16 protein-coding genes, 6 tRNA genes and 3 rRNA genes are annotated in these 24,190 nt (G+C 46.1%); 20 read left to right on the forward strand and 5 right to left on the reverse strand.

Annotated elements, in window-relative coordinates:
* The first annotated feature begins 143 nt into the window (after positions 1-143).
* The 4 genes from KFV11_RS01915 to KFV11_RS01930 all read left to right on the forward strand — a co-directional run bounded on the left by KFV11_RS01915 (position 144) and on the right by KFV11_RS01930 (position 4,376).
* Positions 144-1,238 carry an efflux RND transporter periplasmic adaptor subunit gene (locus KFV11_RS01915; protein ID WP_254250201.1) on the forward strand — a complete coding sequence of 365 codons (1,095 nt, stop codon included), beginning with the start codon at positions 144-146 and terminating at the stop codon, positions 1,236-1,238.
* A gap of 131 nt (positions 1,239-1,369) precedes the next feature.
* The gene (gene ypfJ, locus KFV11_RS01920) at positions 1,370-2,233 is read left to right on the forward strand and encodes a KPN_02809 family neutral zinc metallopeptidase (RefSeq protein WP_254250202.1); all 864 of its coding nucleotides are present in this window, start codon (positions 1,370-1,372) and stop codon (positions 2,231-2,233) included.
* A 61-nt stretch (positions 2,234-2,294) separates the two neighbouring features.
* Positions 2,295-3,845 carry an amidohydrolase gene (locus KFV11_RS01925; RefSeq protein WP_254250203.1) on the forward strand — a complete coding sequence of 517 codons (1,551 nt, stop codon included), beginning with the start codon at positions 2,295-2,297 and terminating at the stop codon, positions 3,843-3,845.
* A gap of 57 nt (positions 3,846-3,902) precedes the next feature.
* Positions 3,903-4,376 carry a SepA family multidrug efflux transporter gene (locus tag KFV11_RS01930; RefSeq protein WP_246143154.1) on the forward strand — a complete coding sequence of 158 codons (474 nt, stop codon included), beginning with the start codon at positions 3,903-3,905 and terminating at the stop codon, positions 4,374-4,376.
* Between the two features lie 57 nt (positions 4,377-4,433).
* Here the strand turns inward: KFV11_RS01930 and KFV11_RS01935 are convergent, their stop codons facing one another.
* Positions 4,434-5,894 carry an alpha-amylase gene (locus KFV11_RS01935; RefSeq protein ID WP_254250204.1) on the reverse strand — a complete coding sequence of 487 codons (1,461 nt, stop codon included), beginning with the start codon at positions 5,892-5,894 and terminating at the stop codon, positions 4,434-4,436.
* Between the two features lie 150 nt (positions 5,895-6,044).
* On the opposite strand from KFV11_RS01935, the gene salA reads away from it, so the two are divergent.
* The 12 genes from salA (at position 6,045) to rocF (ending at position 14,894) form a co-directional block, all read left to right on the forward strand.
* Positions 6,045-7,097, forward strand: a complete 1,053-nt coding sequence (gene salA, locus KFV11_RS01940; RefSeq protein WP_254250205.1) for an iron-sulfur carrier protein/transcriptional regulator SalA — start codon at positions 6,045-6,047, stop codon at positions 7,095-7,097.
* A gap of 13 nt (positions 7,098-7,110) precedes the next feature.
* Positions 7,111-7,809: a KinB-signaling pathway activation protein gene (locus KFV11_RS01945; RefSeq protein WP_149459710.1), complete on the forward strand. Its 699-nt coding sequence runs from the start codon at positions 7,111-7,113 to the stop codon at positions 7,807-7,809.
* A 446-nt stretch (positions 7,810-8,255) separates the two neighbouring features.
* Positions 8,256-9,809, forward strand: a 16S ribosomal RNA gene (locus KFV11_RS01950).
* Between the two features lie 237 nt (positions 9,810-10,046).
* Positions 10,047-12,970: ribosomal RNA gene (locus KFV11_RS01955) — 23S ribosomal RNA — on the forward strand.
* Between the two features lie 197 nt (positions 12,971-13,167).
* Positions 13,168-13,282: ribosomal RNA gene (gene rrf, locus KFV11_RS01960) — 5S ribosomal RNA — on the forward strand.
* Together the 16S, 23S and 5S rRNA genes with 6 tRNA genes alongside form the textbook arrangement of a ribosomal RNA operon.
* Before the next feature lie 11 nt (positions 13,283-13,293).
* Positions 13,294-13,368: transfer RNA gene (locus tag KFV11_RS01965), tRNA-Asn, on the forward strand.
* Positions 13,369-13,377: 9 nt separating this feature from the next.
* A tRNA-Glu gene (locus KFV11_RS01970) sits at positions 13,378-13,449 on the forward strand.
* 3 nt (positions 13,450-13,452) lie between these two features.
* A tRNA-Val gene (locus tag KFV11_RS01975) sits at positions 13,453-13,528 on the forward strand.
* A 29-nt stretch (positions 13,529-13,557) separates the two neighbouring features.
* A tRNA-Tyr gene (locus KFV11_RS01980) sits at positions 13,558-13,641 on the forward strand.
* A 4-nt stretch (positions 13,642-13,645) separates the two neighbouring features.
* Positions 13,646-13,720, forward strand: a tRNA-Gln gene (locus KFV11_RS01985).
* A gap of 3 nt (positions 13,721-13,723) precedes the next feature.
* Positions 13,724-13,796: transfer RNA gene (locus KFV11_RS01990), tRNA-Lys, on the forward strand.
* A gap of 192 nt (positions 13,797-13,988) precedes the next feature.
* Complete coding sequence (gene rocF, locus KFV11_RS01995) at positions 13,989-14,894, forward strand: arginase (RefSeq protein ID WP_149459835.1); 906 nt, start codon at positions 13,989-13,991, stop codon at positions 14,892-14,894.
* 78 nt (positions 14,895-14,972) lie between these two features.
* Here the strand turns inward: rocF and KFV11_RS02000 are convergent, their stop codons facing one another.
* Positions 14,973-15,419: an ArsR/SmtB family transcription factor gene (locus tag KFV11_RS02000; RefSeq protein ID WP_149459834.1), complete on the reverse strand. Its 447-nt coding sequence runs from the start codon at positions 15,417-15,419 to the stop codon at positions 14,973-14,975.
* Positions 15,420-15,649: 230 nt separating this feature from the next.
* Here KFV11_RS02000 and KFV11_RS02005 point away from each other — a divergent pair, with 230 nt between their 5' ends.
* The 4 genes from KFV11_RS02005 to glmM are packed head-to-tail and all read left to right on the forward strand — an operon-like array spanning position 15,650 to position 20,055.
* The gene (locus KFV11_RS02005; protein WP_254250206.1) at positions 15,650-16,918 is read left to right on the forward strand and encodes a helix-turn-helix domain-containing protein; all 1,269 of its coding nucleotides are present in this window, start codon (positions 15,650-15,652) and stop codon (positions 16,916-16,918) included.
* A gap of 30 nt (positions 16,919-16,948) precedes the next feature.
* Positions 16,949-17,761 carry a diadenylate cyclase CdaA gene (cdaA, locus tag KFV11_RS02010; RefSeq protein WP_149459832.1) on the forward strand — a complete coding sequence of 271 codons (813 nt, stop codon included), beginning with the start codon at positions 16,949-16,951 and terminating at the stop codon, positions 17,759-17,761.
* Entirely contained in the window at positions 17,748-18,686 is a 939-nt protein-coding gene (locus KFV11_RS02015) for a CdaR family protein (RefSeq protein WP_149459831.1), read from the forward strand. Before cdaA ends, KFV11_RS02015 begins: the two co-directional genes overlap by 14 nt.
* 25 nt (positions 18,687-18,711) lie before the next feature.
* On the forward strand, positions 18,712-20,055 hold the full coding sequence (gene glmM, locus KFV11_RS02020) for a phosphoglucosamine mutase (protein WP_149459830.1): 1,344 nt from the start codon (positions 18,712-18,714) through the stop codon (positions 20,053-20,055).
* Between the two features lie 487 nt (positions 20,056-20,542).
* On the opposite strand, the gene KFV11_RS02025 is transcribed toward glmM, so the two are convergent.
* Genes KFV11_RS02025 through KFV11_RS02035 form a run of 3 tightly spaced genes read right to left on the reverse strand, consistent with a single transcriptional unit; the run spans position 20,543 to position 24,133 of the window.
* Positions 20,543-21,673 carry a mannitol-1-phosphate 5-dehydrogenase gene (locus KFV11_RS02025; RefSeq protein ID WP_254250207.1) on the reverse strand — a complete coding sequence of 377 codons (1,131 nt, stop codon included), beginning with the start codon at positions 21,671-21,673 and terminating at the stop codon, positions 20,543-20,545.
* Entirely contained in the window at positions 21,673-22,107 is a 435-nt protein-coding gene (locus KFV11_RS02030) for a PTS mannitol transporter subunit IIA (protein WP_133418327.1), read from the reverse strand. The genes KFV11_RS02025 and KFV11_RS02030 overlap by 1 nt, the downstream gene beginning before the upstream one ends.
* Before the next feature lie 16 nt (positions 22,108-22,123).
* A complete protein-coding gene (locus tag KFV11_RS02035; RefSeq protein WP_254250208.1) occupies positions 22,124-24,133 on the reverse strand; it encodes a BglG family transcription antiterminator in 2,010 nt (669 codons plus the stop codon).
* Positions 24,134-24,190 lie beyond the last annotated feature (57 nt).

Here is a 24,190-nt window from a genome sequence, read left to right on the forward strand (position 1 = left end):
GTCACTTAATAATAACACTATGATTTATTGCTACACTAAATGAAAAAATATGATGCAGAGGGCTGTATATGAAAAAGAGTTGGTTCTGGCCGGTAATATTAACACTTGTAATACTTGGACTTATCATCATAAGCGGGATTTTTATGACGTTCCGGGCAATGAATGCGAATAACACGCTCGATATTGATGAACGGATGAAGAATCATGTCATCAATACTAAGGCAGAAGCTCGGCAGAAGCTCGGCTTCTATTATTTGCGGGCTTCGCAGAAGGAACCTGTACTGATGCACGTGCAGACAGGAGATAAAGTCCAAAAAGGGGATCCGCTCTTCACCTATATTGATGAACGATTGAACAACGATGAGACAGAAGTTGAACTGCAGCTGGATAATAGACGGGTCGCTAAAGAGCAGGTGAGAGGTCAGATTGCAGCTTATGAGGACAAGAAACTGACAGCTGCTGCGAGGGACACCGCAACAATTAATGCACAGTTGAACTGGCTGGACTCCGAACTGACGAAAGCTGAGAATAACATCGATATTCTTAAGGAGAGACAGAAGAGAATCGTTAAGCAGATTGATGACTTGACGGTAAAAGCAGGAGCAGACGGCACAGTGCTTTCCGTCAACGAGGAACAACTGCAGTCATTCACAAGCAGCAGCCAGTACAAGCCGGTCGTCACGTTAAGTATGGATGCACTTTATATAGATGGAACTGCCAACCGTTATGACATGCAGTTTCTTGAGCCTAATATGAAGCTGAAGGTGACAAGCTCTGCAGTAAAAGGTGAGACATTTAAAGGACAGCTGGAGACGATCAGCAAAACGCCAGTGGAACATCTGGCTGAAGGGAATTTACCGGTGGCAGCATCACAGCCTGAAACTGAGCAGCCGACGACTGAGCAGCCTGAAACGAAAAAACCCGAAGCTTCAGAATTCCAGTACAGCGGGTTTCTTAACAAGGCCGACCATCTTGTCGATGGTGATCCGCTTCATGTGAAGGTTTATCCGTCATACAAAAATCATATATGGCTGCCGGAACGCTTTGTCATGAAAGACGTCGTGACGAAGGAAAAAGATAAGAAACTAAAGAAACCTGTAACGAAATATTATGTCCAGAAAGTGTATGGCAAAGAGACGAACAATGAACTCGTTGTCATTAAGGCGCATCTCGGTGGCCAGTATTTAGTGACGAAAGGCTTATCGTCCATCGATAAAATTAAAGCATTTCAAGACTAATAAAGTAGAGGCAGCCGTTTAAGTGCTGGCTCTCCTTTAAATTTTATAGATTTAGATGATAATAATTATTCTATAATGGGTATTAAACAATAAGTTATTCATTAACAGCTTATTTTATAGGGGGATACATTATGGAATGGCAAGGTAGGCAAGGAAGCTCCAATGTAGAAAATGTCGGCGGCGGTGGCGGCCGCGGATTGGCAACAGGTGGCGGTGTCGGCTGTCTCGGGATTATAATTGCCATTATTTATATGCTGATGGGCGGCAATCCCTCTGATATTCTCGGCGGCGGTTCTTCTAGTCAACAGCAGCCTCAGCAGACACAGCAGCAGACGGGTGAATCCGGTCAGAGCGACCGGCAGCAGTTTGCAAGTGTTGTTCTGAAAGATACAGAGACAGTATGGCATAATTTATTTCAGCAGGAAGGTCTGACATATAAAGAGCCGACGATGGTTTTATTTTCTCAAGGTATTCAAACAGGATGTGGTAATGCAAGCTCTGATATGGGTCCATTCTACTGTCCGGCGGATGAGAAGCTTTATATTGACTTATCATTTATGGATGAACTGGATCAGAGATTCCAGGCGCCTGGTGACTTTGCGATGGCTTATGTTATCGCGCACGAAGTAGGTCACCATGTGCAGAATCAGCTGGGAGTCGCTGACAAAGTCAATCGTCTGAGACAGCAGTTAAGTGAAACAGAATTTAATAAATATTCTGTAGCAATGGAACTGCAGGCCGATTATTATGCGGGTGTGTATGCCCATTATGAGAAAGAGATGGGTGTCACTGAAGCAGGCGACATTGAAGAAGCGATCAAAGCAGCACAGGCTGTCGGCGATGATACACTGCAGAAGCAGGCAACAGGCCGCGTCAATACAGATACATTCACTCATGGATCAAGTGAGCAGCGGATGAAATGGTTCAATCAAGGTTTTGAGTCAGGTGATATACGTGGCGGCAACACTTTTGAAGCATTAGGTTTACCGTTATAGTCAGTTCAATCATTAAGAGATATACTAGCGATAGTATATCTTTTTTTGTTAGGGGGCACATATGAAGATTTATTATAATGGTACGATTTACACGATGGACAAAGAAGGCAGAACAGTTGCTGCTGTCGGTGTGGAAGGTAACCGGATTGTCGCATTGTTTGAGGAGACACCGGAGATTGATGGCGCTGAATACATTGATTTAAAGAGCCGGGTAATGTTTCCTGGATTTATTGATACGCATATTCATCTCGTCGGTACAGGTATGGCGCTCGGTGGTATTGATTTCAGAGATGACCGCTCGATTGATGACGTCATGAAGAAGATAGCAGTTGCCGCGGAAGCATTACCTGAGGGCAGCTGGCTTGTGTGCGAAGGCTACGATGACAATCAGCTGAATCATAAGCTGACACGCAGGGAACTGGATGCAGTAACGTCACATAAAGTGATTGTAAAGCGCATCTGCCGTCACGCAGCTATCGTCAACAGTGCGGCCTTTAATGCTTTAGCGATCAGTGAAGACGTTGCAGATATGGAAGGCGGGCATTTTGAGCGGCAGGATGGAATGCTGAATGGCTGGGTGCACGACAATGCGATGGAACTGTTCGTCAATGCAAGCGTGCATGAGACGGAGGAATCATTGTCCCGTCACATGGAACGGGCAGCAGACGCTATGCATGCAGTCGGGCTGACCGCCATCCATACAGAAGACCTCGGTTATTATAATAATTTTCATAATGTTTTCCGCGCTTATCAACATACATTCGGCAAGGGTAAGAAGCAGCTGCGGCTGAACCTGCTGCGCCATACATCTATATTTGAGGAACTGATGGCATCCGACTATACGTATGATACTTGGATAAAAGCTGATTCAATGAAGTTTTATGCAGACGGGGCGCTCGGCGGCAGAACAGCACTGTTCCGTGAACCGTACAGCGATGCGCCGGAAACTTCAGGACTTGCGATCTATACGCAGCAGGAACTGGAAGCAGAAGTGCAGAAAGCACGCCGCTACGGTGCAACAGTCGCAGTCCATATGATCGGCGACCGTGCCTGTGAAATGGTGCTTGATGCTGTTGAGAAGTATCCGCCGCGGTCAGGACGCGACCGGCTCATTCATGTGAGTTTTCTTGCTGAAGACCTGATAGACAGAATGGCGGAGCTGCCGATTATTTGTGACGTGCAGCCGTCATTTCTGACATCAGATTTTCCATGGGCAATCGAGCGGGTTGGTGAAGAGCGGCTGACTTACGCTTATGCCTGGCAGACACTGCTTAATAAAGGCATAATTATCGGCGGCGGCTCAGATGCACCGATTGAGAGCTTCAATCCACTGGTCGGAATAGATGCAGCGGTGAACCGCCGGCCGTTTGACGCTGCAGTGCAGTATACGATGGACGAAGCACTTTCGGTCTTCAATGCTGTCAGGCTGTATACGGAGCTTGCAGCGACTGTAGCAGAACGTCCGGATAACGGGCTCATTAAAGCAGGCTACCTTGCAGACTTCACCATACTCGAGGCGGATCCTTTCACCATCAACCCGTTTAATATTCATCAAATTAAAGTCGCTATGACTGTCGTTGACGGAGATATTGTGTATAGTACTATTTATTAAGAAACGTCAGACTATGTTAATATATAGGCGTCAACAGATTCAGGAAGAAGGGATAGAGTGAAGGGCTTCAAAGTCAATGGCAGGACGCTGCTATCACTGCTGATGATCACAGCTATCGTATTATTGTCCGGCATCACCTTTGTAGTAATGGTTGCTTTCGGTTTATTTGGTTTAAGCCGTATTTTGATTTACTGGAAGCTGGCTGAGTTTACTTACAATCAGAGCTTTGTAGATAATTTATTCTATTATGGCTCTTATATGCTGACCGGCTATTTTCTTCTTGTATTCATCGAATTTATTTTTGATGAGCTGAAAAAGAATTATCCTGAGCACTCGTTGCTGCAAGGGTTTAAGTTTCATTCATTAGTTGTGTTTATCAGTACGACGATTTTTTATTTGTTTGTGCATTTGAATTACGAATATATTAAGATCAATTATTTTGTCATTCTAGTGATCATCGGCATACTTTATGCACTGACAGAACTGTTTTATCCGGACAGTGAGAATTTAAATCAGAAGAATGATGACTGACAATATGAAAAAGGTGACGGCTATTATACGCCGTCACCTTTTTCTCGTGAATTGTTGTTATTCTTCTTTCTGGCAGTAGACAGAGACGCTGCCCGGATTCACTTTGAACAGGCCGTTTCCTTCTTCGTCAATGATGACTTCCTCGTCACGTGTGTTCGTGTAGTCAATCCACACTTGTCCTTGACGCTCTTTACCGACGAACATTATTTTTTCCGCATCTTCTGTGCCGCTGTTGATGATGACTGCACAGCCGGAATGATCAACTTCCTTCGCCCCGCGTCTTACCCAGCCGATAACATTTTCGTGGTCAAAGTAATCATCCTGCTGACCGAACGCTTTCTTTTTACGGACATAGAGGAGTGGATCGATAGCCATCTGTTTGCCCTCAACCGGCGCGTCACCTGCGATGCCGTAGTAGTCACCGTAGAAGACGACCGGGAAGCCGTCATAACGCAGTAAAGTTAACGCATAGGCACTCTGCTTAAACCAGTCTTTGACGAACGACTCAAGTGCCTCTCCCGGCTGAGAATCGTGATTGTCGACAAATGTCACTGCATTTAATGGATTTTCCTTAACGAGCGTGTTGTCAAAGATCGTTCTTAAGTCATAGGCCGCACCTGCTTCTGATGCTTCTTTTAAGTTATAGTGGAGCGCGACATCGAATAAATCAAGAGAATAGTCAGCGTCGACAAGGAAGCTTTCATTCGTCTGAACATCAGCGCGCCAGAACTCACCGACAAAGTAGAAGTTGTTATCCGTATGTTCGTTCATCGCCTGCACGAAGTCACGGACGAAGTAACTTTCGATATGTTTGATCGCATCAAGACGCATGCCGTCAATACCAAGCTCATCTATCAGCCATTTGCCCCATTCAATCATTTCGTTTCTGACATCTGGATGCTTGTAGTCGATATTGCTGAACATTAAGTAATCGAAGTTACCTTTTTCGTCATCGACATTTTCATTCCAGCCTTTATTTTCTCCGAGAATACGGTAGACACCTGTATTACCGGTCGCATGATCGTAATCTGTGCCGTTAAAGTGCGTATAGTTCCAGATGAAGTCGCTGTATTTACCGTTACGGCCGGGGAAAGTGAATTTCGTGTAACCTTCTATATCAAATGGTTCTGAAATCACTTCGGTTCTGTTCTCCGGGTCTACTTCAACTACTTGGAACACTTCAGTCTCATCAGCACCAGCTTTGTGGTTCATAACCACATCAACATATACTTTAATGTCATTGTCGTGGCATGCCTGAATCGCTGCTTTTAATTCCTCTTTCGTGCCATATTTTGTGCGGACGCTGCCTTTTTGGTCGAACTCTCCTATATCAAAATGGTCATAGACACTGTAACCCGGGTTTTGGTTGTTGTCAGCCTTAGTGACCGGGGGAATCCATACGGCGTCTATACCGCGTTCTTTCAGTGTTGCTGCATCTTCTTTCAGTCGATTCCAGTGGTTGCCGTCGCCGTTTGTGTACCATTCAAAATACTGCATGATTGTGTGGTTGAGTATCATCGTCTTCCTCCTGATTGTCTGAGTATGGTTGTTAATAACCTTAATTATACTCTTTCAATCCTAAAGTAGTTAAAAATTTGTCATATAATACATTTATACAAAGGACGTGTTTTTTGTTATCCTTATAGTAATGAATAATTAAAGGGGCGTATGAATGTGTTAACTATAGAAGCGGCAACAAATCTGCTTGGGGAAATCGCAGATCCAATCATCAATCTTCCATTGAAAGAAACAGGCGGCATCAAAGAAGTCACTATTAAAGAAGAGAAAGAGCATGTCAGTGTGAAGATTGCTATGGCAAAGCTTGGCGGGCAGCCGCAGCTTGACTTGCAGACTAAGATCGTGGAAACATTGAAAGCTAATGGTGCGCGTACAGTCGGTTTGAGATTTGAACAGCTGGAAGATGCAGCACTTGAACAGTTCCGCGGAGAGACAGGTTCAGAGATTGAGCGTCAACTGAAGAATACAGAGTTTATCTCAATCGCCTCTGGTAAAGGTGGCGTCGGTAAATCGACGGTCTCTGTCAATCTGGCTGTCGCACTTGCAAGACTCGGCAAAAAAGTCGGGCTTGTCGATGCGGATATTTACGGTTTCAGTGTACCGGATATGATGGGTATTACGTCACGTCCAGGAATCAACGGGCAGATGATTGTGCCTGTTGAACGTTTCGGTGTCAAAGTTATTTCGATGGCATTCTTCGTCGAGGAAAACACACCGGTCATCTGGCGCGGGCCGATGCTTGGCAAGATGATCAACAACTTTTTCCGGGAAGTAGAGTGGGGCGAGCTTGATTACATTCTCCTTGATCTGCCGCCGGGTACAGGTGACGTGGCACTTGATGTGCATGAGATGCTGCCGAAAAGCAAAGAGATTGTCGTAACAACACCGCATCCGACTGCAGCATTCGTTGCTGCGCGTGCCGGTGCTATGGCGCTCCATACTAATCATGACATTCTCGGCGTTGTAGAGAACATGTCTTACTTTGAAAGCCGTGAAACCGGGAATAGAGAATATGTCTTTGGTACAGGCGGCGGTGAGAAACTAGCTAACGAGCTGAATACAGAATTGATCGGTCAGCTGCCGCTTGCACAGCCTGACTGGAATGAATATGACTTTGCCCCATCTGTTTATGCAGCGGACCATCCGCTCGGCATTATTTACAGAAATATGGCGGCGAAGGTTATAGAGAAAACAGAGAAGTAAGAGAGGCAGAGCTGTGACAATAAGAAATTTAGGTAAGTTTTATGGGATGACGTTGCTGCTTGGACTGATAGCAACGCTGCTTGTCAGCCTCATATTTGGATATGACCGTCTGACTGTCTATTTATTTAAAGGACAGTTCGGCGACTTTATAGCAGCATTCATCTGGTTTATCGGCTATGGCCTGTTAATTGCATCAATCAGTCAGCTTGCATATTTCAGTTATTTATTTATTCATCAGCTGGGAGCAGGTATATTCCGCTCAGCGTGGAATCCCATTCAGGCGGTCATCACCATTTTTGCACTGTTTGATCTGATCTATTTCCGTTATTTGAGATTCGGCAGACATGCCGGCGATATTCAGCACTTTATCTGGATTCCAATATTAATACTGATAGCGGCTGTCATTGTCAGTTACTATAAAGTGAAGCTGACGAAAACGAATGTTGTGATTCCGGCGATGTTCTTTATGATTGTAATGACAACAGTGGAACTCATCCCTTTTTTAAGAGTAGAGGATACAACGTGGTTATACTGCACTATTTTCCCGCTGTTATTATGTAATGCCTATCAGCTGCTTGTGCTGCCGAAATATAATAAGGCATCCAGACAAGAGCGTTATGCACGTAAAGTAGCGAAAGGCGAAATTAAACCGGAAGAAAAGGTGCAAGTGAAGAATACAAAAGTCTCAGCCAGAAAGAACAAGAAAAAGTAGAATAAAGCTATCAAGGCGTCTCTGACAATGCTCAGGGATGCCTTTTTTACGGTTAAAAGACACTATTTCGATAAATGTACACACGGTTTACTAACGAATTAAAAAAACTGCAAAAAAGTTGTCGTAAAGTGTTGACTTTAATATAGAGCCTTGTTAAGATATAAAAGTCGCTGAAAACGACAGCAATAACGCAGTAAACAACAGCAAACAAGTTGCTACAAAGTGTAAAATTGATACTTGCGAAAGTGGTTGAAACACTTTATAGTATATAAGGTAGTATTAATTCTTGCAGAGAGCTAAAACATCTGCTAAAATGAATTTTGAACCCCAAAATGAACATTGAAAACTGAATGACAATATGTCAACGTTAATTCCAATAATTTGAGTACATGAGTACTTTCAGAGTGACTGGCTTAAGCAGTCAACGAGCTTTTATCAGACAAACTATTATGGAGAGTTTGATCCTGGCTCAGGATGAACGCTGGCGGCGTGCCTAATACATGCAAGTCGAGCGGACAGACAGGAGTGCTTGCACTCCTTGAAGTCAGCGGCGGACGGGTGAGTAACACGTGGGTAACCTACCTGTAAGACTGGGATAACTTCGGGAAACCGGAGCTAATACCGGATAATATGTTTCACCTCATGGTGAAACAGTGAAAGACGGTTCTGCTGTCACTTATAGATGGACCCGCGGCGCATTAGCTAGTTGGTGAGGTAACGGCTCACCAAGGCGACGATGCGTAGCCGACCTGAGAGGGTGATCGGCCACACTGGGACTGAGACACGGCCCAGACTCCTACGGGAGGCAGCAGTAGGGAATCTTCCGCAATGGACGAAAGTCTGACGGAGCAACGCCGCGTGAGTGAAGAAGGTTTTCGGATCGTAAAACTCTGTTGTAAGGGAAGAACAAGTACGTTAGTAACTGAACGTACCTTGACGGTACCTTACCAGAAAGCCACGGCTAACTACGTGCCAGCAGCCGCGGTAATACGTAGGTGGCAAGCGTTATCCGGAATTATTGGGCGTAAAGCGCGCGTAGGCGGTCTCTTAAGTCTGATGTGAAAGCCCCCGGCTCAACCGGGGAGGGTCATTGGAAACTGGGAGACTTGAGTGCAGAAGAGGAGAGTGGAATTCCATGTGTAGCGGTGAAATGCGCAGAGATATGGAGGAACACCAGTGGCGAAGGCGGCTCTCTGGTCTGTAACTGACGCTGAGGTGCGAAAGCGTGGGGATCAAACAGGATTAGATACCCTGGTAGTCCACGCCGTAAACGATGAGTGCTAAGTGTTGGGGGGTTTCCGCCCCTCAGTGCTGCAGCTAACGCATTAAGCACTCCGCCTGGGGAGTACGGTCGCAAGACTGAAACTCAAAGGAATTGACGGGGACCCGCACAAGCGGTGGAGCATGTGGTTTAATTCGAAGCAACGCGAAGAACCTTACCAAATCTTGACATCCTCTGACAACTCTGGAGACAGAGCGTTCCCCTTCGGGGGACAGAGTGACAGGTGGTGCATGGTTGTCGTCAGCTCGTGTCGTGAGATGTTGGGTTAAGTCCCGCAACGAGCGCAACCCTTATCTTTAGTTGCCATCATTCAGTTGGGCACTCTAGAGAGACTGCCGGTGACAAACCGGAGGAAGGTGGGGATGACGTCAAATCATCATGCCCCTTATGATTTGGGCTACACACGTGCTACAATGGATGGTACAAAGGGCAGCAAAACCGCGAGGTCAAGCCAATCCCATAAAACCATTCTCAGTTCGGATTGTAGTCTGCAACTCGACTACATGAAGCTGGAATCGCTAGTAATCGTAGATCAGCATGCTACGGTGAATACGTTCCCGGGTCTTGTACACACCGCCCGTCACACCACGAGAGTTTGTAACACCCGAAGCCGGTGGAGTAACCTTTTAGGAGCTAGCCGTCGAAGGTGGGACAGATGATTGGGGTGAAGTCGTAACAAGGTAGCCGTATCGGAAGGTGCGGCTGGATCACCTCCTTTCTAAGGATTATACGGAAAAGGGATACTTGATATCCCTTAGGGATTAACGTCTGACATATTGTATTCAGTTTTGAATGTTCATAGGACCTGTGGTCCATGCATTCAGATTGTACCTTGAAAACTAGATAAGCAATGAAGAAGAAAAAGATTTTACCAAGCAATACCGAGTGAGTTCATTTTTTGAATTCTTAGAAATCGCGCGTCTGCATTTATGCAGACATCACATTATTAATAACAGATTAAGTTATTAAGGGCGCACGGTGGATGCCTTGGCACTAGAAGCCGACGAAGGACGTTACTAACGACGATATGCTCTGGGGAGCTGTAAGTAAGCTTTGATCCAGAGATCTCCGAATGGGGAAACCCAGCATGAGTCATGTCATGTTATCCATATGTGAATACATAGCATATGAGAAGGCACACCCGGGGAACTGAAACATCTAAGTACCCGGAGGAAGAGAAAGAAAACTCGATTCCCTGAGTAGCGGCGAGCGAAACGGGAAGAGCCCAAACCAGGATGCCTGCATCCTGGGGTTGTAGGACACTCAGCACGGAGTTACAAAGGAATAATTTAGACGAATGACTTTGGAAAAGTCAACCAGAGAAGGTAAAGGTCCTGTAGTCGAAAAGTTATTCCCTCCTGAGTGGATCCTGAGTACGGCGGAACACGTGGAATTCCGTCGGAATCCGGGAGGACCATCTCCCAAGGCTAAATACTCTCTAGTGACCGATAGTGAACCAGTACCGTGAGGGAAAGGTGAAAAGCACCCCGGAAGGGGAGTGAAATAGAACCTGAAACCGTGTGCTTACAAGTAGTCAGAGCCCGTTAATGGGTGATGGCGTGCCTTTTGTAGAATGATCCGGCGAGTTACGATTTGATGCAAGGTTAAGCAGTGGATGCGGAGCCGCAGCGAAAGCGAGTCTGAACAGGGCGAATGAGTATCAGGTCGTAGACCCGAAACCAGGTGATCTACCCATGTCCAGGTTGAAGTTCAGGTAACACTGAATGGAGGACCGAACCGACTTACGTTGAAAAGTGAGCGGATGAGGTGTGGGTAGCGGAGAAATTCCAATCGAACCTGGAGATAGCTGGTTCTCTCCGAAATAGCTTTAGGGCTAGCCTCGCATGATGATTACTGGAGGTAGAGCACTGTTTGGACTAGGGGCCCCCCTCGGGTTACCGAATTCAGACAAACTCCGAATGCCAGATAATTTAATGCGGGAGTCAGACTGCGGGTGATAAGGTCCGTAGTCGAGAGGGAAACAGCCCAGACCACCAGCTAAGGTCCCAAAATATATGTTAAGTGGAAAAGGATGTGGCGTTGCCCAGACAACTAGGATGTTGGCTTAGAAGCAGCCATCATTTAAAGAGTGCGTAATAGCTCACTAGTCGAGTGACGCTGCGCCGAAAATGTACCGGGGCTAAACATATTACCGAAGCTGTGGATTGTCCGTAGGACAATGGTAGGAGAGCGTTCCAAGGGCGTCGAAGCATGACCGCAAGGACATGTGGAGCGCTTGGAAGTGAGAATGCCGGAGTGAGTAGCGAAAGACGGGTGAGAATCCCGTCCACCGATTGACTAAGGTTTCCAGAGGAAGGCTCGTCCGCTCTGGGTTAGTCGGGACCTAAGCCGAGGCCGAATGGCGTAGGCGATGGATAACAGGTAGATATTCCTGTACCACCTAAGATTGTTTGAACGATGGGGGGACGCAGAAGGATAGGCGATCGTACTGTTGGTTATGTACGTCCAAGCATCAAGACTGAGCATCAGGCAAATCCGGTGCTCGCGAAGGTTGAGATGTGACGGGGAGCGAAATTATAGTAGCGAAGTCGTTGATTTCACACTGCCAAGAAAAGCCTCTAGTTAGAAATTAGGTGCCCGTACCGCAAACCGACACAGGTAGTCAAGATGAGAATTCTAAGGTGAGCGAGCGAACTCTCGTTAAGGAACTCGGCAAAATGACCCCGTAACTTCGGGAGAAGGGGTGCTTTTTAGGGTGCAAGCCCTGAAGAGCCGCAGTGAATAGGCCCAAGCGACTGTTTATCAAAAACACAGGTCTCTGCAAAACCGTAAGGTGACGTATAGGGGCTGACGCCTGCCCGGTGCTGGAAGGTTAAAAGGAGTGGTTAGCGCAAGCGAAGCTACGAATTGAAGCCCCAGTAAACGGCGGCCGTAACTATAACGGTCCTAAGGTAGCGAAATTCCTTGTCGGGTAAGTTCCGACCCGCACGAAAGGCGTAACGATTTGGGCACTGTCTCAACGAGAGACTCGGTGAAATCATAGTACCTGTGAAGATGCAGGTTACCCGCGACAGGACGGAAAGACCCCGTGGAGCTTTACTGCAGCCTGATATTGAAATTCGGCACAGCTTGTACAGGATAGGTAGGAGCCTTCGAAGCGTGAGCGCCAGCTTACGTCGAGGCGCTGGTGGGATACTACCCTGGCTGTGTTGACTTTCTAACCCGCGCCACTTATCGTGGCGGGAGACAGTGTCAGGCGGGCAGTTTGACTGGGGCGGTCGCCTCCTAAAGAGTAACGGAGGCGCTCAAAGGTTCCCTCAGAATGGTTGGAAATCATTCGCAGAGTGTAAAGGCACAAGGGAGCTTGACTGCGAGACCTACAAGTCGAGCAGGGTCGAAAGACGGACTTAGTGATCCGGTGGTTCCGCATGGAAGGGCCATCGCTCAACGGATAAAAGCTACCCCGGGGATAACAGGCTTATCTCCCCCAAGAGTTCACATCGACGGGGAGGTTTGGCACCTCGATGTCGGCTCATCGCATCCTGGGGCTGTAGTCGGTCCCAAGGGTTGGGCTGTTCGCCCATTAAAGCGGTACGCGAGCTGGGTTCAGAACGTCGTGAGACAGTTCGGTCCCTATCCGTCGTGGGCGTAGGAAATTTGAGAGGAGCTGTCCTTAGTACGAGAGGACCGGGATGGACATACCTCTGGTGTACCAGTTGTCGCGCCAGCGGCATAGCTGGGTAGCTATGTATGGACGGGATAAGTGCTGAAAGCATCTAAGCATGAAGCCCCCCTCAAGATGAGATTTCCCAACTTCGGTTATAAGATCCCTCGAAGATGATGAGGTAGATAGGTTCGAGGTGGAAGCACAGTAATGTGTGGAGCTGACGGATACTAATCGATCGAAGACTTAATCAATTAAGAAAAGCGAAGGTAAGCGGAATGGCTTGAATCATTTTTGATGAGGCGGATGACAATCCTGATTGTCAGTACGGCTTAGAAAATGATGAAAGACAGCGCAGCTGTAGCTGGACAAACATAGATTTATCGGCATTGCCGGTCGGATCACTTCTTCAGCGTTTATCTAGTTTTGAGGGTATAATTCACCCCATCTGTCTGGTGACGATGGCAGAGAGGTCACACCTGTTCCCATACCGAACACAGAAGTTAAGCTCTCTAGCGCCGATGGTAGTTGGACTGACGTCCCGCGAGAGTAGGACGTTGCCGGGCAGTATTATTATTCCACAGTAGCTCAGTGGTAGAGCTATCGGCTGTTAACCGATCGGTCGTAGGTTCGAGTCCTACCTGTGGAGCCATTTTTTTTTGGCCCCTTGGTCAAGCGGTTAAGACACCGCCCTTTCACGGCGGTAACACGGGTTCGAATCCCGTAGGGGTCATATGGAGGATTAGCTCAGCTGGGAGAGCATCTGCCTTACAAGCAGAGGGTCGGCGGTTCGATCCCGTCATCCTCCACCATTCTAATTAAACTTACATACTAATAAGCTGGAGGGGTAGCGAAGTGGCTAAACGCGGCGGACTGTAAATCCGCTCCTTCGGGTTCGGCAGTTCGAATCTGCCCCCCTCCACCATTATTGGGGTATAGCCAAGCGGTAAGGCAACGGACTTTGACTCCGTCACTCGTTGGTTCGAATCCAGCTACCCCAGCCATTAGAGCCATTAGCTCAGTTGGTAGAGCATTTGACTTTTAATCAAAGGGTCAGAGGTTCGAATCCTCTATGGCTCATAATGAAACCCTTGTCTTCGGACAAGGGTTTTTTGTTGCAATGATATAAGGAAAAGCGAATTTTTAGTCGCTATATTCCATAAAAATACATTTTATTCATTCATGCATAAATTTATTGAATATTCTTTTATTCTCCTATAAAATAAAGATGTTAGCGCTTTCTTATCATATTTAACACAGAGGGGAAAAGTTATGAATAAAACAGTTGAAATTATCGGCGCACCATGTGCATTTGGACAACGTAAGCTTGGTGTAAACATGGGTGCTGATGCGATGCGCTATGCGGGTTTAGTTGAACGTATTGAAGCTATCGGAGTAACAGTAGAAGATAAGGGCGATATTAAAGGTCCTGCTATTAATATGAAAAAATACCGCAGTGAACAGGATGGGGGTCTTCGAAATCTAGAGGAAGTTACTGAATTCTGTGAAACACTTTGTAATGAAGTAGATGAGACGATTCAAGCAGGTAAGTTTCCTTTAGTCATCGGCGGAGATCATTCTATTGCGATGGGTACAATTTCCGGCGTTAAACGTCACTATGATAATTTAGGAGTCATCTGGTACGATGCCCATGGTGATTTGAATGTTGCTGATTCATCACCATCAGGTAATATTCACGGTATGCCGTTACGTGCATTAATCGGGGACGGCCATGAAGATTTAGTCAACATCGGTGGCTACAAAAATAAAGTCAAAGTAGAAAATATCGTATTGATCGGTATGCGTGATCTTGATGACGGTGAAAAGAAATATATTAGAGAAGTCGGCATTAAAACATATACAATGGCTGAAATTGATAAGCTTGGAATGAAGACAGTCATCGAAGAGACGATTGACTACTTAAAAGATAAAGACGGTGTGCATTTGTCACTTGATGTGGATGCGCTTGACCCAGTAGAGACCCCGGGAACTGGAACTTGTGTGCCGGGCGGTATTACTTACCGTGAGAGTCATCTCGCAATGGAACTGCTGCATGATTCAGGCATTGTGACATCTATGGAACTTGTTGAAGTAAATCCGTTGATTGATGTGAACAATCAAACTGCAAACCAGGCAGTAGGTCTGCTCGGTTCATTTTTCGGGGAAACATTGCTGTAGTCAGCGATATAAAAATCAGATGGACAGGAAACTGCCATCTGATTTTTTTATCGTATATGAGCATTTATGATTCGCTGCTTATAGCTCTGTACTCGGGAGAATCGTCACTTCATAGGATGCGGATCCTGATTTTTTCGAGGATTTCTTTACAAACTTCTTCATATCCTTCTTAAAATCATTGAAGTCTTCCTGATTCAGCTGCAGCTTAAAAGTTGCGAGTTCTTTCTTCGTTTCTTCCGCTCCGAACTTCAAAAGATCTGGACTCGGCAGCAGTTGTTTCGCAGTTGGTGCATAGAATTTCTGGATGATGCTGTGCTTTTGTTCTGTCTTGACCATCTCGATAATACGGTATTTCTCCAGCTCTCTTAAATGGTAATGAATTTTAGCTCGCGGTATATGCAGCTCATCTGCCAGCTGCTGACCGGTTTTCTCACCTTCAGAGAGCAGTTCAAGCAGCTTTATACGAAATGGATCGCTGACACATTTTAGCTGGGCCAGATTATCGATGACAAGGATATCTAACATTGAGCGTCTCCTTTAAATAAATGATAACTTAATTATTACTATTAATTCTTACGGTGTCAACGTATTACACAAATAGAATTATTTTATCATTTGAAGCGATATTGACAGAATAAAAGGTTTTTCTGAGAAAGAACAACTTAATCAAGATTTAACATTAATTTAAATTAAGTGAGCGTTACATTTTATGTTTAACACAGTATAATATAGTTAAATCAAATGGAGGTCTTGGTATGCTTGGACAACGTGTAAAAGAATTGAGGAATGCGGCCAACTTAACACAGCAGCAATTAGCAGAAGGTATCATATCGAGAACTTATTTAAGTCTGATTGAAAAGAACTCCGTGCATCCCTCCACAAACGTGCTGAAGAAACTGAGTGTACGCCTGAACTGTACGCTTGACGACTTCACGGCAACGTCGGCAGATAGGAATCTGAGTCTGCTGGATATTAAGAAGGATATTAAGTGGGCAGAGAATCATGTGATGCTGCATGAATTTAATAAGCTGGAAGACTTTTTGGCAAAGAACTATGAAACGCTGGAGAGTATTACAGAATATGAACGCGGAGCTGTCCACTGGATTAAGGCAAGCTATTATTTTCATCAGAAGAATTACGCCAAGACGCGGGAAGAACTGGATGCTGCGATTAGTATCGTTAAAAAGCTGAAAGACGTAACGATTTATTTACGTGCGCTTGTCCTTCTCGGCCGTGTTGAACAGCGGACTGACAATATAATGGAAGCTATTCATCAGCTGACCATCGCCAATAATATCACTATTTTTGAAAATATCACGAACACGTCTCGCGTGACGATTCTTGGCAGTCTAGGCGAATATTACAGACTGATCGGTGAGAATTATGTGGCACTGAACTTATGTGAAGATGCGCTGTCACTCAGCAGCCGGTTAAATACATATCACTTCGGTTTTGAAATTGAGAATACAATGGGGAAAGCGTATCATGTGCTGAAGAATTACGATAAGGCAGAAGTTCACGTGCGTCGTGCGATTGCTTATGCAGAGCTTAAAGGACCGAGCCTTGAACTTGTCGGCGCGAGAACCAACCTGGCCATTCTGCTGATGGAAGTCGGCCGTCTGGATGAAGCCTATGACAATATTAAGATTGCTTTTGAGATGATAGGGGAAAATGGCTATGATGTTCCATTTGTGATGAACGTCCGTCTGCGCTACGGTCAGATATTGAGCAAGCTCGGCCGTATTGACGAAGCGAAAGCACTCGTCAAGGAACAGACCGATAAAGATGAGGCAGGGTTCGCCAATGAAATTATGGGTGATATTTCTGTGAAAGAAGGCAATCTGCAAGGTGCGCTGACATATTATCTGGAAGCTTTGAAAGGCGATGATCTACCGATCTACATGGTCCAGTTACGCCCGAAAGTAGCGGATATTTATAAGCAGCTTGGTCAGACTGATAAAGCTATGGAACATTATGAAAAAAGCATTACGGAATACAAGAGTCTTGTCAATGACATGTTATAATAGAGAAAGCTGAAGTATGGAGGAGATGCAATGCAGTTCTTTGATAACTTGAATACACTTAAAGTTATCACCGGCATTCTGGACCTGCTGATTGTGTGGTATGTACTTTACTTGGTCATCAATGCCATTAAAGGCACAAAAGCGATACAGTTACTTAAAGGGATCTTCTTTATTCTGATTGGTAGAAGTGTCAGTGACCTACTCGATTTAACCACAACTACGAGATTATTTGATTTTGTATTGGAATGGGGTTTTTTAGCTGTCATTGTAATTTTTCAGCCAGAATTAAGAAGAGCATTGGAACAGCTGGGGCGAGGTAGTTTGTTCAAGAGAAATACTTCGCACTTAAAAGTGGATAAAAAGAAATTGACCGGCGACATGGTTAAAGCAGTTCAATATATGGCGAAGCGTCGGATCGGCGCATTGATTGTAATAGAAAAAGAGACGGGACTTCAGGATTATATCGAAACAGGGATACCGATTTATGCCAGCATTTCATCGGAACTGCTAATCAATATTTTTATTCCGAATACACCGCTGCATGACGGCGCCATGATTATTCAAGGCGATAAGATTGCTACGGCTGCGAGTTATCTTCCGCTCTCTGATTCCAGTAAGATTCAAAAGAGTCTCGGCACACGGCACAGAGCTGCTATCGGTCTGTCAGAAGTGTCAGATGCATTTACAGTCGTCGTGTCAGAGGAGACCGGTGCTATTTCGGTCACTTATAACGGCCGGCTGCGTAAAGATGTGTCACTGGAAGTTTTTGAAGCACTTCTGACCGAACACTGGTTCAGTGCACATCTTGACAAGAAAGGTGTGACGGACAATGCTGGAAACTAAATGGGGATTACGTCTTATATCATTAGTACTTGCCTTATTCTTATTTCTCTCTGTCAATGACGTGTTCGGCACCTTTTTTACGCAGGAGCAGTTCAACGAATCGGAAGAGACGGTCATCCAGGACGTTCCAGTCGAGACCGTGTACGACCAGGATAACCTCTATCTGGCCGGCGCGCCGAAAACAGTGAACATCAGGCTTGCAGGTCCGACTGCGATTATCAAGAAGACAGAGAGCATGAGGGACTTCAAAGTGAAACTGGACTTAAGTCATGATACAGTCGGTGATCATAAGAAGAAGTTCATCGTTGAAGGCCTGTCTGACAAGCTGTCCTATGTACTGATGCCGAAGACTACGAACGTGACGCTGTCAGAAAAGACAAGTGTGACTAATCAAGTGGAAGCGGAAATCAGTGACAGCCGTATTGCAACGGGCTACGAACTGATCGGGCAGGAAGTCGATCCGTCGCAGGTAACAATTACAGGCGGTGAAGACGAAATAAACAAAATCGCTTATGTCAAAGCGACGCTTGATAATAAAACAAAGCTGTCTGAGTCTACGACAGAAGAAGCAGAAGTCGGTGTCTTTGATGCCCAGCTGAATAAGCTGGACGTCACGGTTAAGCCGGCTAAAGTTAAGATTAACATTAAAGTGGCTCCGTCCTCTAAACTGGTGTCTATTATGCCGAAGACGACCGGACAGCTGCCGGCGGAACTTAAAGTCAATAAGATTTCATTGTCCGATGATCAGGTAGAATTGTTCGGTAAACGCTCAGTACTTGATGGTATCGGCAATATGCAAGTAGAAGTCAACCTGGACAAAATCACAAAAGATACGGTGTTGAAGCAAAAGATTCCGCTGCCGAAAGATGTGACAAAAGCAGCACCGGATGAAGTAACAGTGACGATTGACGTCGATAAAAAATAATTGGAAATTAAAGGAGTTTACAATCATGGGTAAATATTTTGGAACAGACGGTGTCAGAGGTGTGGCAAATAGTGAATTAACACCTGAATTTGCATTCAAGCTAGGACGTTTTGGTGGTTATGTGCTTGCGCATAATGGTCAGGACAAGCCGACTGTCCTCGTAGGACGTGACACACGGGTCTCTGGAATCATGCTTGAATCAGCACTAGTAGCTGGACTATTATCAACCGGCGCAGAAGTGATGAGACTCGGTGTCATTTCAACGCCGGGCGTGTCCTATTTGACGAGAGAATTAGAAGCTCAGGCAGGCGTCATGATTTCTGCGAGCCATAATCCAGTGCAGGATAACGGCATCAAGTTTTTCGGTGCGGATGGTTTCAAGCTGAGTGATGACCAGGAAGCAGAGATTGAAAAGTTACTGGATGCTGAAGATACACTGCCAAGACCAATCGGTGCAGACCTTGGCCACACATCTGATTTCTTTGAAGGCGGCAACCGCTACTTAAGCTTCCTGAAATCAACGATTGACGGCGATCTGGAAGGGCTGAAAATTGCACTGGACGGTGCGCATGGTTCGACGTATTCTTTAGCACCGTATTTATTCGGTGACTTAGAGGCGGACACAGTGACAATCGGCTGTAACCCGGACGGCAATAACATCAACGATAAAGTAGGTTCTACTCATCCGGAAGCACTCGCGGAACTCGTACTGGATTCAGAAAGCGACTTCGGTCTTGCGTTTGATGGTGATGGCGACCGCATTATTGCCGTTGATGAGAAAGGGCAGATTGTCGATGGCGACCAGATTATGTTTATTCTGGCACAGGCGATGAAAGAGCGTGGTGTACTGAAAGATGATATGGTTGTTTCAACAGTCATGAGTAATCTCGGGTTCTATAAAGCACTGGAAGAGCACGGCATTAAAAGCGACAAGACGAAAGTCGGCGACCGCTATGTTGTAGAAGAAATGCGCCGTGGTCAGTATAACCTGGGCGGTGAGCAGTCCGGCCATATCGTGATGATGGATCATAACACAACAGGAGACGGCCTGCTGACAGGTATTCATTTAGCCGCTATCGTGAAGCAGTCCGGCCGAACGTTAAGTGAGCTTGCCGGCCAGATGACAAAATATCCGCAGCGTCTCGTGAACATTCGAGTGACTGACAAACATGCAGTGACTGATAATGTAGATGTTGCAGCAGCTATCCAGGCAGTAGAAGCAGAGATGAACGGCGAAGGCCGCGTGTTGGTCAGACCATCGGGAACAGAACCGTTAGTCCGCGTCATGGTCGAAGCAAAAACAGACGAAGATGCAGAGCGTTTCGTCAACAGTATCTCTGACGTTGTAAGAGAGAAAATGGGATTATAATAACTGACGACCCGCAGAAGCTGCGGGTCGTTTTTTTGTGGCTTGAAGGCCAAAATTCCTGAGAAATCATCGAAAACTGACGAGAAGTGGCCTTCAAATGACTCCTGAAGGCCAAAATCCCTGAGAAATCGTCGAAAACTGGCGAGAAGTGGCCTTCAAACGGCTCCTGAAGGCCAAAATTCCTGAGAAATCATCGAAAACTGACGAGAAGTGGCCTTCAAATGACTCCTGAAGGCCAAAATTCCTGAGAAATCATCGAAAATTGGTGAGAAGTGGCCTTCAAACCGCTCCTGAAGGCCAAAATTCCTGAGAAATCATCGAAAACTGACGAGAAGTGGCCTTCAAATGACTCCTGAAGGCCAAAATTCCTGAGAAATCATCGAAAATTGGTGAGAAGTGGCCTTCAAATGACTCCTGAAGGCCAAAATCCCTGAGAAATCCATCCATAACGAAAAGACCGTATCAACACGATACGGTCTCAACAAAACTAGTTATTCTCTTTATCAAACAATAGGGTGTTATATCGTTCTTCTATTTCTTTTGCAAGTGCACCTTCAACTTTAGCATAATGCTGCAGGAATTCAGTGATGCCTTTTTCCTGGATAAAGTTATTCTTCTCTACAGCTTCTGGATCCTGTTCATCAGAATAGCGCAGTAAGTATGCTGCCATATCAACTAATGCGTCGTGTTTTCTGCCTTCTTCTGCAAGATAAGCGAGTGGCTTCACTACACGGTCTTCCGGGCTGATTTTACGCAGCGGTGAACGGCCGACACGGTTTAACGCGTCTGATAAGTATGGATTCTTGAAGCGGCCGATGATCTTCTCGACGTAAGTGGCCTGTTCTGCAGCAGTGAAGTCATAGACAGTCGTTAAGTAGTCACTTGTTTCAGCAAGCACTGCTTTCAACTGCTCGACAAGCTCTGCATCTTTCATTGCTTCATCTACTGTTGTATAACCTTTATAAGTGCCGAAGTAAGCGATGAACGCGTGTCCAGTATTGACAGTCAATAGTTTACGCTCAATGTATGGATGTAAATCTGAGACATATTTCACGCCGTCAAGCTTGTCGCCTGCCCAGATATCTTCTTCGATAACCCATTCAAAGAACGGCTCAACCATAACGTCTAATGGATTGTCCTGCTTCTGAATCGGTACAATACGGTCTACTGCTGAATTCGGGAAGTGAATATGCGCACCAAGTTCGCCCGTGATTGCAGTGACTGCTTTTTTCAGCTGGTCTGTCGCCATAATCGCATTCTCACACGCAACAATGTTCAGTGGCTTGTCAGCTGTCCGCTCTGTCAATGGACCAGCGATGCTTTTAGCGATGATCGGCAGGATGTTGACACCGACTGCTGTCGTAATTAAGTCTGCGTCTTTAATAGCAGCTTGCAGCTTGTCTGTATCTGTCATGCTGTTGATACCTTTGACGCCTGAGACGTGCTGACGGGACTTCGCTTCTTCAGCGATGATGACGTCATATTCCTGTTCTTTGTTGATCAGATCAATCATCTCAGCGTTAACATCGACAAATGTAATGTCATAGCCGTTGTCATATAATACTTTACCGATAAAGCCACGGCCGATATTGCCGGCACCGAAATGGACTGCTTTCATTACAGTTCGACCTCCCCGAAGATTGCGTTGATTTCGTCAGCTGATTGAGCCTGAATGACACGGTCAACGTTCTCTTCATCTGAGAAGACGATAGCGATCTGTGATAATAAATCTAAGTGGTCGCCGTCTTTACCAGCGATACCGACTACGACTTTAACTATGTTGCCGTCCCAGTCGATGCCGTCAGGTGCGTGCAGTAACGTAATGCCTGTTTTAATCACTTCAGTTTTTGCTTCGTCAGTACCATGAGGAATCGCCAGGAAGTTACCCATATAAGTTGACACGATAGCTTCACGGTCTTTCATCGCCTCGATGTAACCTTCGCCTACTGCACCGACTTCAACTAATTGACGGCCTGCTGCTTCGATGGCTTCTTCTTTCGTTGCGAGCTGCTGGTTCATTAAAATATTTTCTGTTGGGATTAAATTTGACATGTTTTCTTCACTCCATTTAGTAGATTAGTTGTGTGACTTGCTGCATTAAAGCTTGTTTCATATGATTAACGACAAATGATCTGCTGCCAAATAATTTGTCTGGTGACTCCAGATGGTTCATCAATAGTACACTGAATTCGCTGACAAGCGGCCGTAACCGCGTGTCTTCCGGCAGCAGCATAATCGCGAGATACCGGACAGGCTGCATATCGTCATCCATGTTTTTAGCGGTAACGGGCTTAGCCAAGGTGATTAACGCAATGCCCGGGCGCTCAATCAATGGATGGACGAGGTGAGGGAGCGCAATCTCTGAACCGGTTATCGCAAACCCCTGCGCGTCTTCTCGTTTGCTGATGACAGCCAGCAGTTCCTCGCTGGCGCTTGTAATATGCTGTGCTGCCACATAATCCGCGATTGCATCTTCCAGCGTCAGGACATCTGCCTCGTGGAAGTAAAGCGCATCAATCAGTGCATGACCTTCGACGACGAACGGGACGACCGCGTCATAAATGTCGAGATTGACAACATGCGTCTCTTTCTGCCGCCTCACTGTAGCAGATGTGAAAATCTGCGCCAGAATCTGCTTGTCGGATGCAGGGAGCAGTGGATTGACCACTGTATAAGGCTGCTTGATATCCAGGCCGACCGTCGAAATAATATGGTCAAACTGGTCCAGCGCAATCGACTTCAGTTCACTGACCGAGGCTTGACGGGCGACAGTGACATTTGGAAAGTTCTGCTCGATCTGATTGGACAGTATTCTGCTTGTTCCAATCCCGCTCGTACAGACGACAAGCACCTGCTCTTCTTCAGCGGCTTTCATAGCACCGCCGAAATGCAGCACGACGAAGGCGACTTCCCCGTCCGGAAACGAATGGTCAGGGAATATCCGGGTGAGAGCGCTGCTCACTGCTTCAAACAACACCGGATAGTCCGCCTTGATCATAGCTGTCAGCGGGTTATACGTTTCTATACCACCGGACAGACGATTCAAAGCAGGTACAAGGTGAAGAAGAATGCCTTCCCGGAGCACGGTGTTGCCTTCAAAGTCATTGCCGGTCAGCCGTTCAACATGAGCGATCAGCTGTTCGGCTTCCGTCGTAATATCAATCGCTGTCTCACTTTCATCCGCCCGGCGTTTCGCCCCGCGCAGATGCATCGTGATGAAGACGACTTCTTCAAGGTCAAAGTCTACGTTGTAGACATGAGATAATGATTCAGCTAAATTTTCTGCGACCTTGAATTCAGGAGTCACTCGCAGCGCCTGAATGAGCTCTTCGTTAATCGTCACCTGCTCGCCGTTACGGATGCGTTCAATCGCCAGGACGATATGAATCGTCAGCGTCAAATACGACGTTTCCATTAGTACGTAAGGAAGTTCAGACAGCTCGTCCATCAGCAGCCGCTCGACATTGAAGATCTGATTCATGTCCACAATATCAAGCAGCTTCTCATCATTTAATGTCTGATAGACGAAGTGGTCTTCGATAACCGAGTAGACGCTTGTTGAATTCAATCTCTCGAGCATGAGATCTGCGAGCAGCTGACGCTTATTGACTTCACCGCCGGACAGCACGAGCCCTTCACCGCGCTTTTTATGGAGCACGAGGTGATAGTGGGTGAGATCTGCTTCAAGCGCTGAGAGCTCCTTATTCAGCTTATTGATGGAAATGCCGATTTCGCTTGCCAGACTGTAGAGCTTGACGGGGTCCTTTGATTTAATCAAGGTGTACAAAATAATGACTTTTCGTTCATCCATCGACAAGTCAAGGACATCCATCGCATCGAGCTGGTCGGTCAGCTGATTGAAATGATCGCTGTCCCCCTCGATCCGCAGCCCTTTGTTAGGAAGGCGGAGCAGTTCAAGCCCGAAGCGGTCAAGTGAACGCTCGACAAATTTAAGCTCCCGGTGAATCGTCCGGCTTGAGACACCGAGGTCCTGGGCAATCTGCCGAATCGTCAAAAAGGAGCGGGGGTTCTTCAGCAACGATTCGATGATTCTCTTCTCGCGATTACTGATCTGCATACCCCCACTCCTTTCAAAAATTATTCAATTAAAGTGTAGCTGTTGACTGACCAATTG

The organism is Macrococcus equipercicus (genome assembly GCF_024205945.1).
Taxonomy (GTDB): domain Bacteria; phylum Bacillota; class Bacilli; order Staphylococcales; family Staphylococcaceae; genus Macrococcus; species Macrococcus equipercicus.

Coding starts and splice junctions, on each gene's coding strand:
- glmM (WP_149459830.1), top strand. CDS start 18,712: ATGGGTAAATATTTTGGAACAGACGGTGTCAGAGGTGTGGCAAATAGT.
- KFV11_RS02005 (WP_254250206.1), top strand. CDS start 15,650: ATGCTTGGACAACGTGTAAAAGAATTGAGGAATGCGGCCAACTTAACA.
- KFV11_RS02000 (WP_149459834.1), bottom strand. CDS start 15,419: ATGTTAGATATCCTTGTCATCGATAATCTGGCCCAGCTAAAATGTGTC.
- KFV11_RS02030 (WP_133418327.1), bottom strand. CDS start 22,107: ATGTCAAATTTAATCCCAACAGAAAATATTTTAATGAACCAGCAGCTC.
- ypfJ (WP_254250202.1), top strand. CDS start 1,370: ATGGAATGGCAAGGTAGGCAAGGAAGCTCCAATGTAGAAAATGTCGGC.
- rocF (WP_149459835.1), top strand. CDS start 13,989: ATGAATAAAACAGTTGAAATTATCGGCGCACCATGTGCATTTGGACAA.
- KFV11_RS02025 (WP_254250207.1), bottom strand. CDS start 21,673: ATGAAAGCAGTCCATTTCGGTGCCGGCAATATCGGCCGTGGCTTTATC.
- salA (WP_254250205.1), top strand. CDS start 6,045: ATGAATGTGTTAACTATAGAAGCGGCAACAAATCTGCTTGGGGAAATC.
- KFV11_RS02035 (WP_254250208.1), bottom strand. CDS start 24,133: ATGCAGATCAGTAATCGCGAGAAGAGAATCATCGAATCGTTGCTGAAG.
- KFV11_RS01935 (WP_254250204.1), bottom strand. CDS start 5,894: ATGATACTCAACCACACAATCATGCAGTATTTTGAATGGTACACAAAC.
- KFV11_RS02015 (WP_149459831.1), top strand. CDS start 17,748: ATGCTGGAAACTAAATGGGGATTACGTCTTATATCATTAGTACTTGCC.
- KFV11_RS01925 (WP_254250203.1), top strand. CDS start 2,295: ATGAAGATTTATTATAATGGTACGATTTACACGATGGACAAAGAAGGC.
- cdaA (WP_149459832.1), top strand. CDS start 16,949: ATGCAGTTCTTTGATAACTTGAATACACTTAAAGTTATCACCGGCATT.
- KFV11_RS01915 (WP_254250201.1), top strand. CDS start 144: ATGACGTTCCGGGCAATGAATGCGAATAACACGCTCGATATTGATGAA.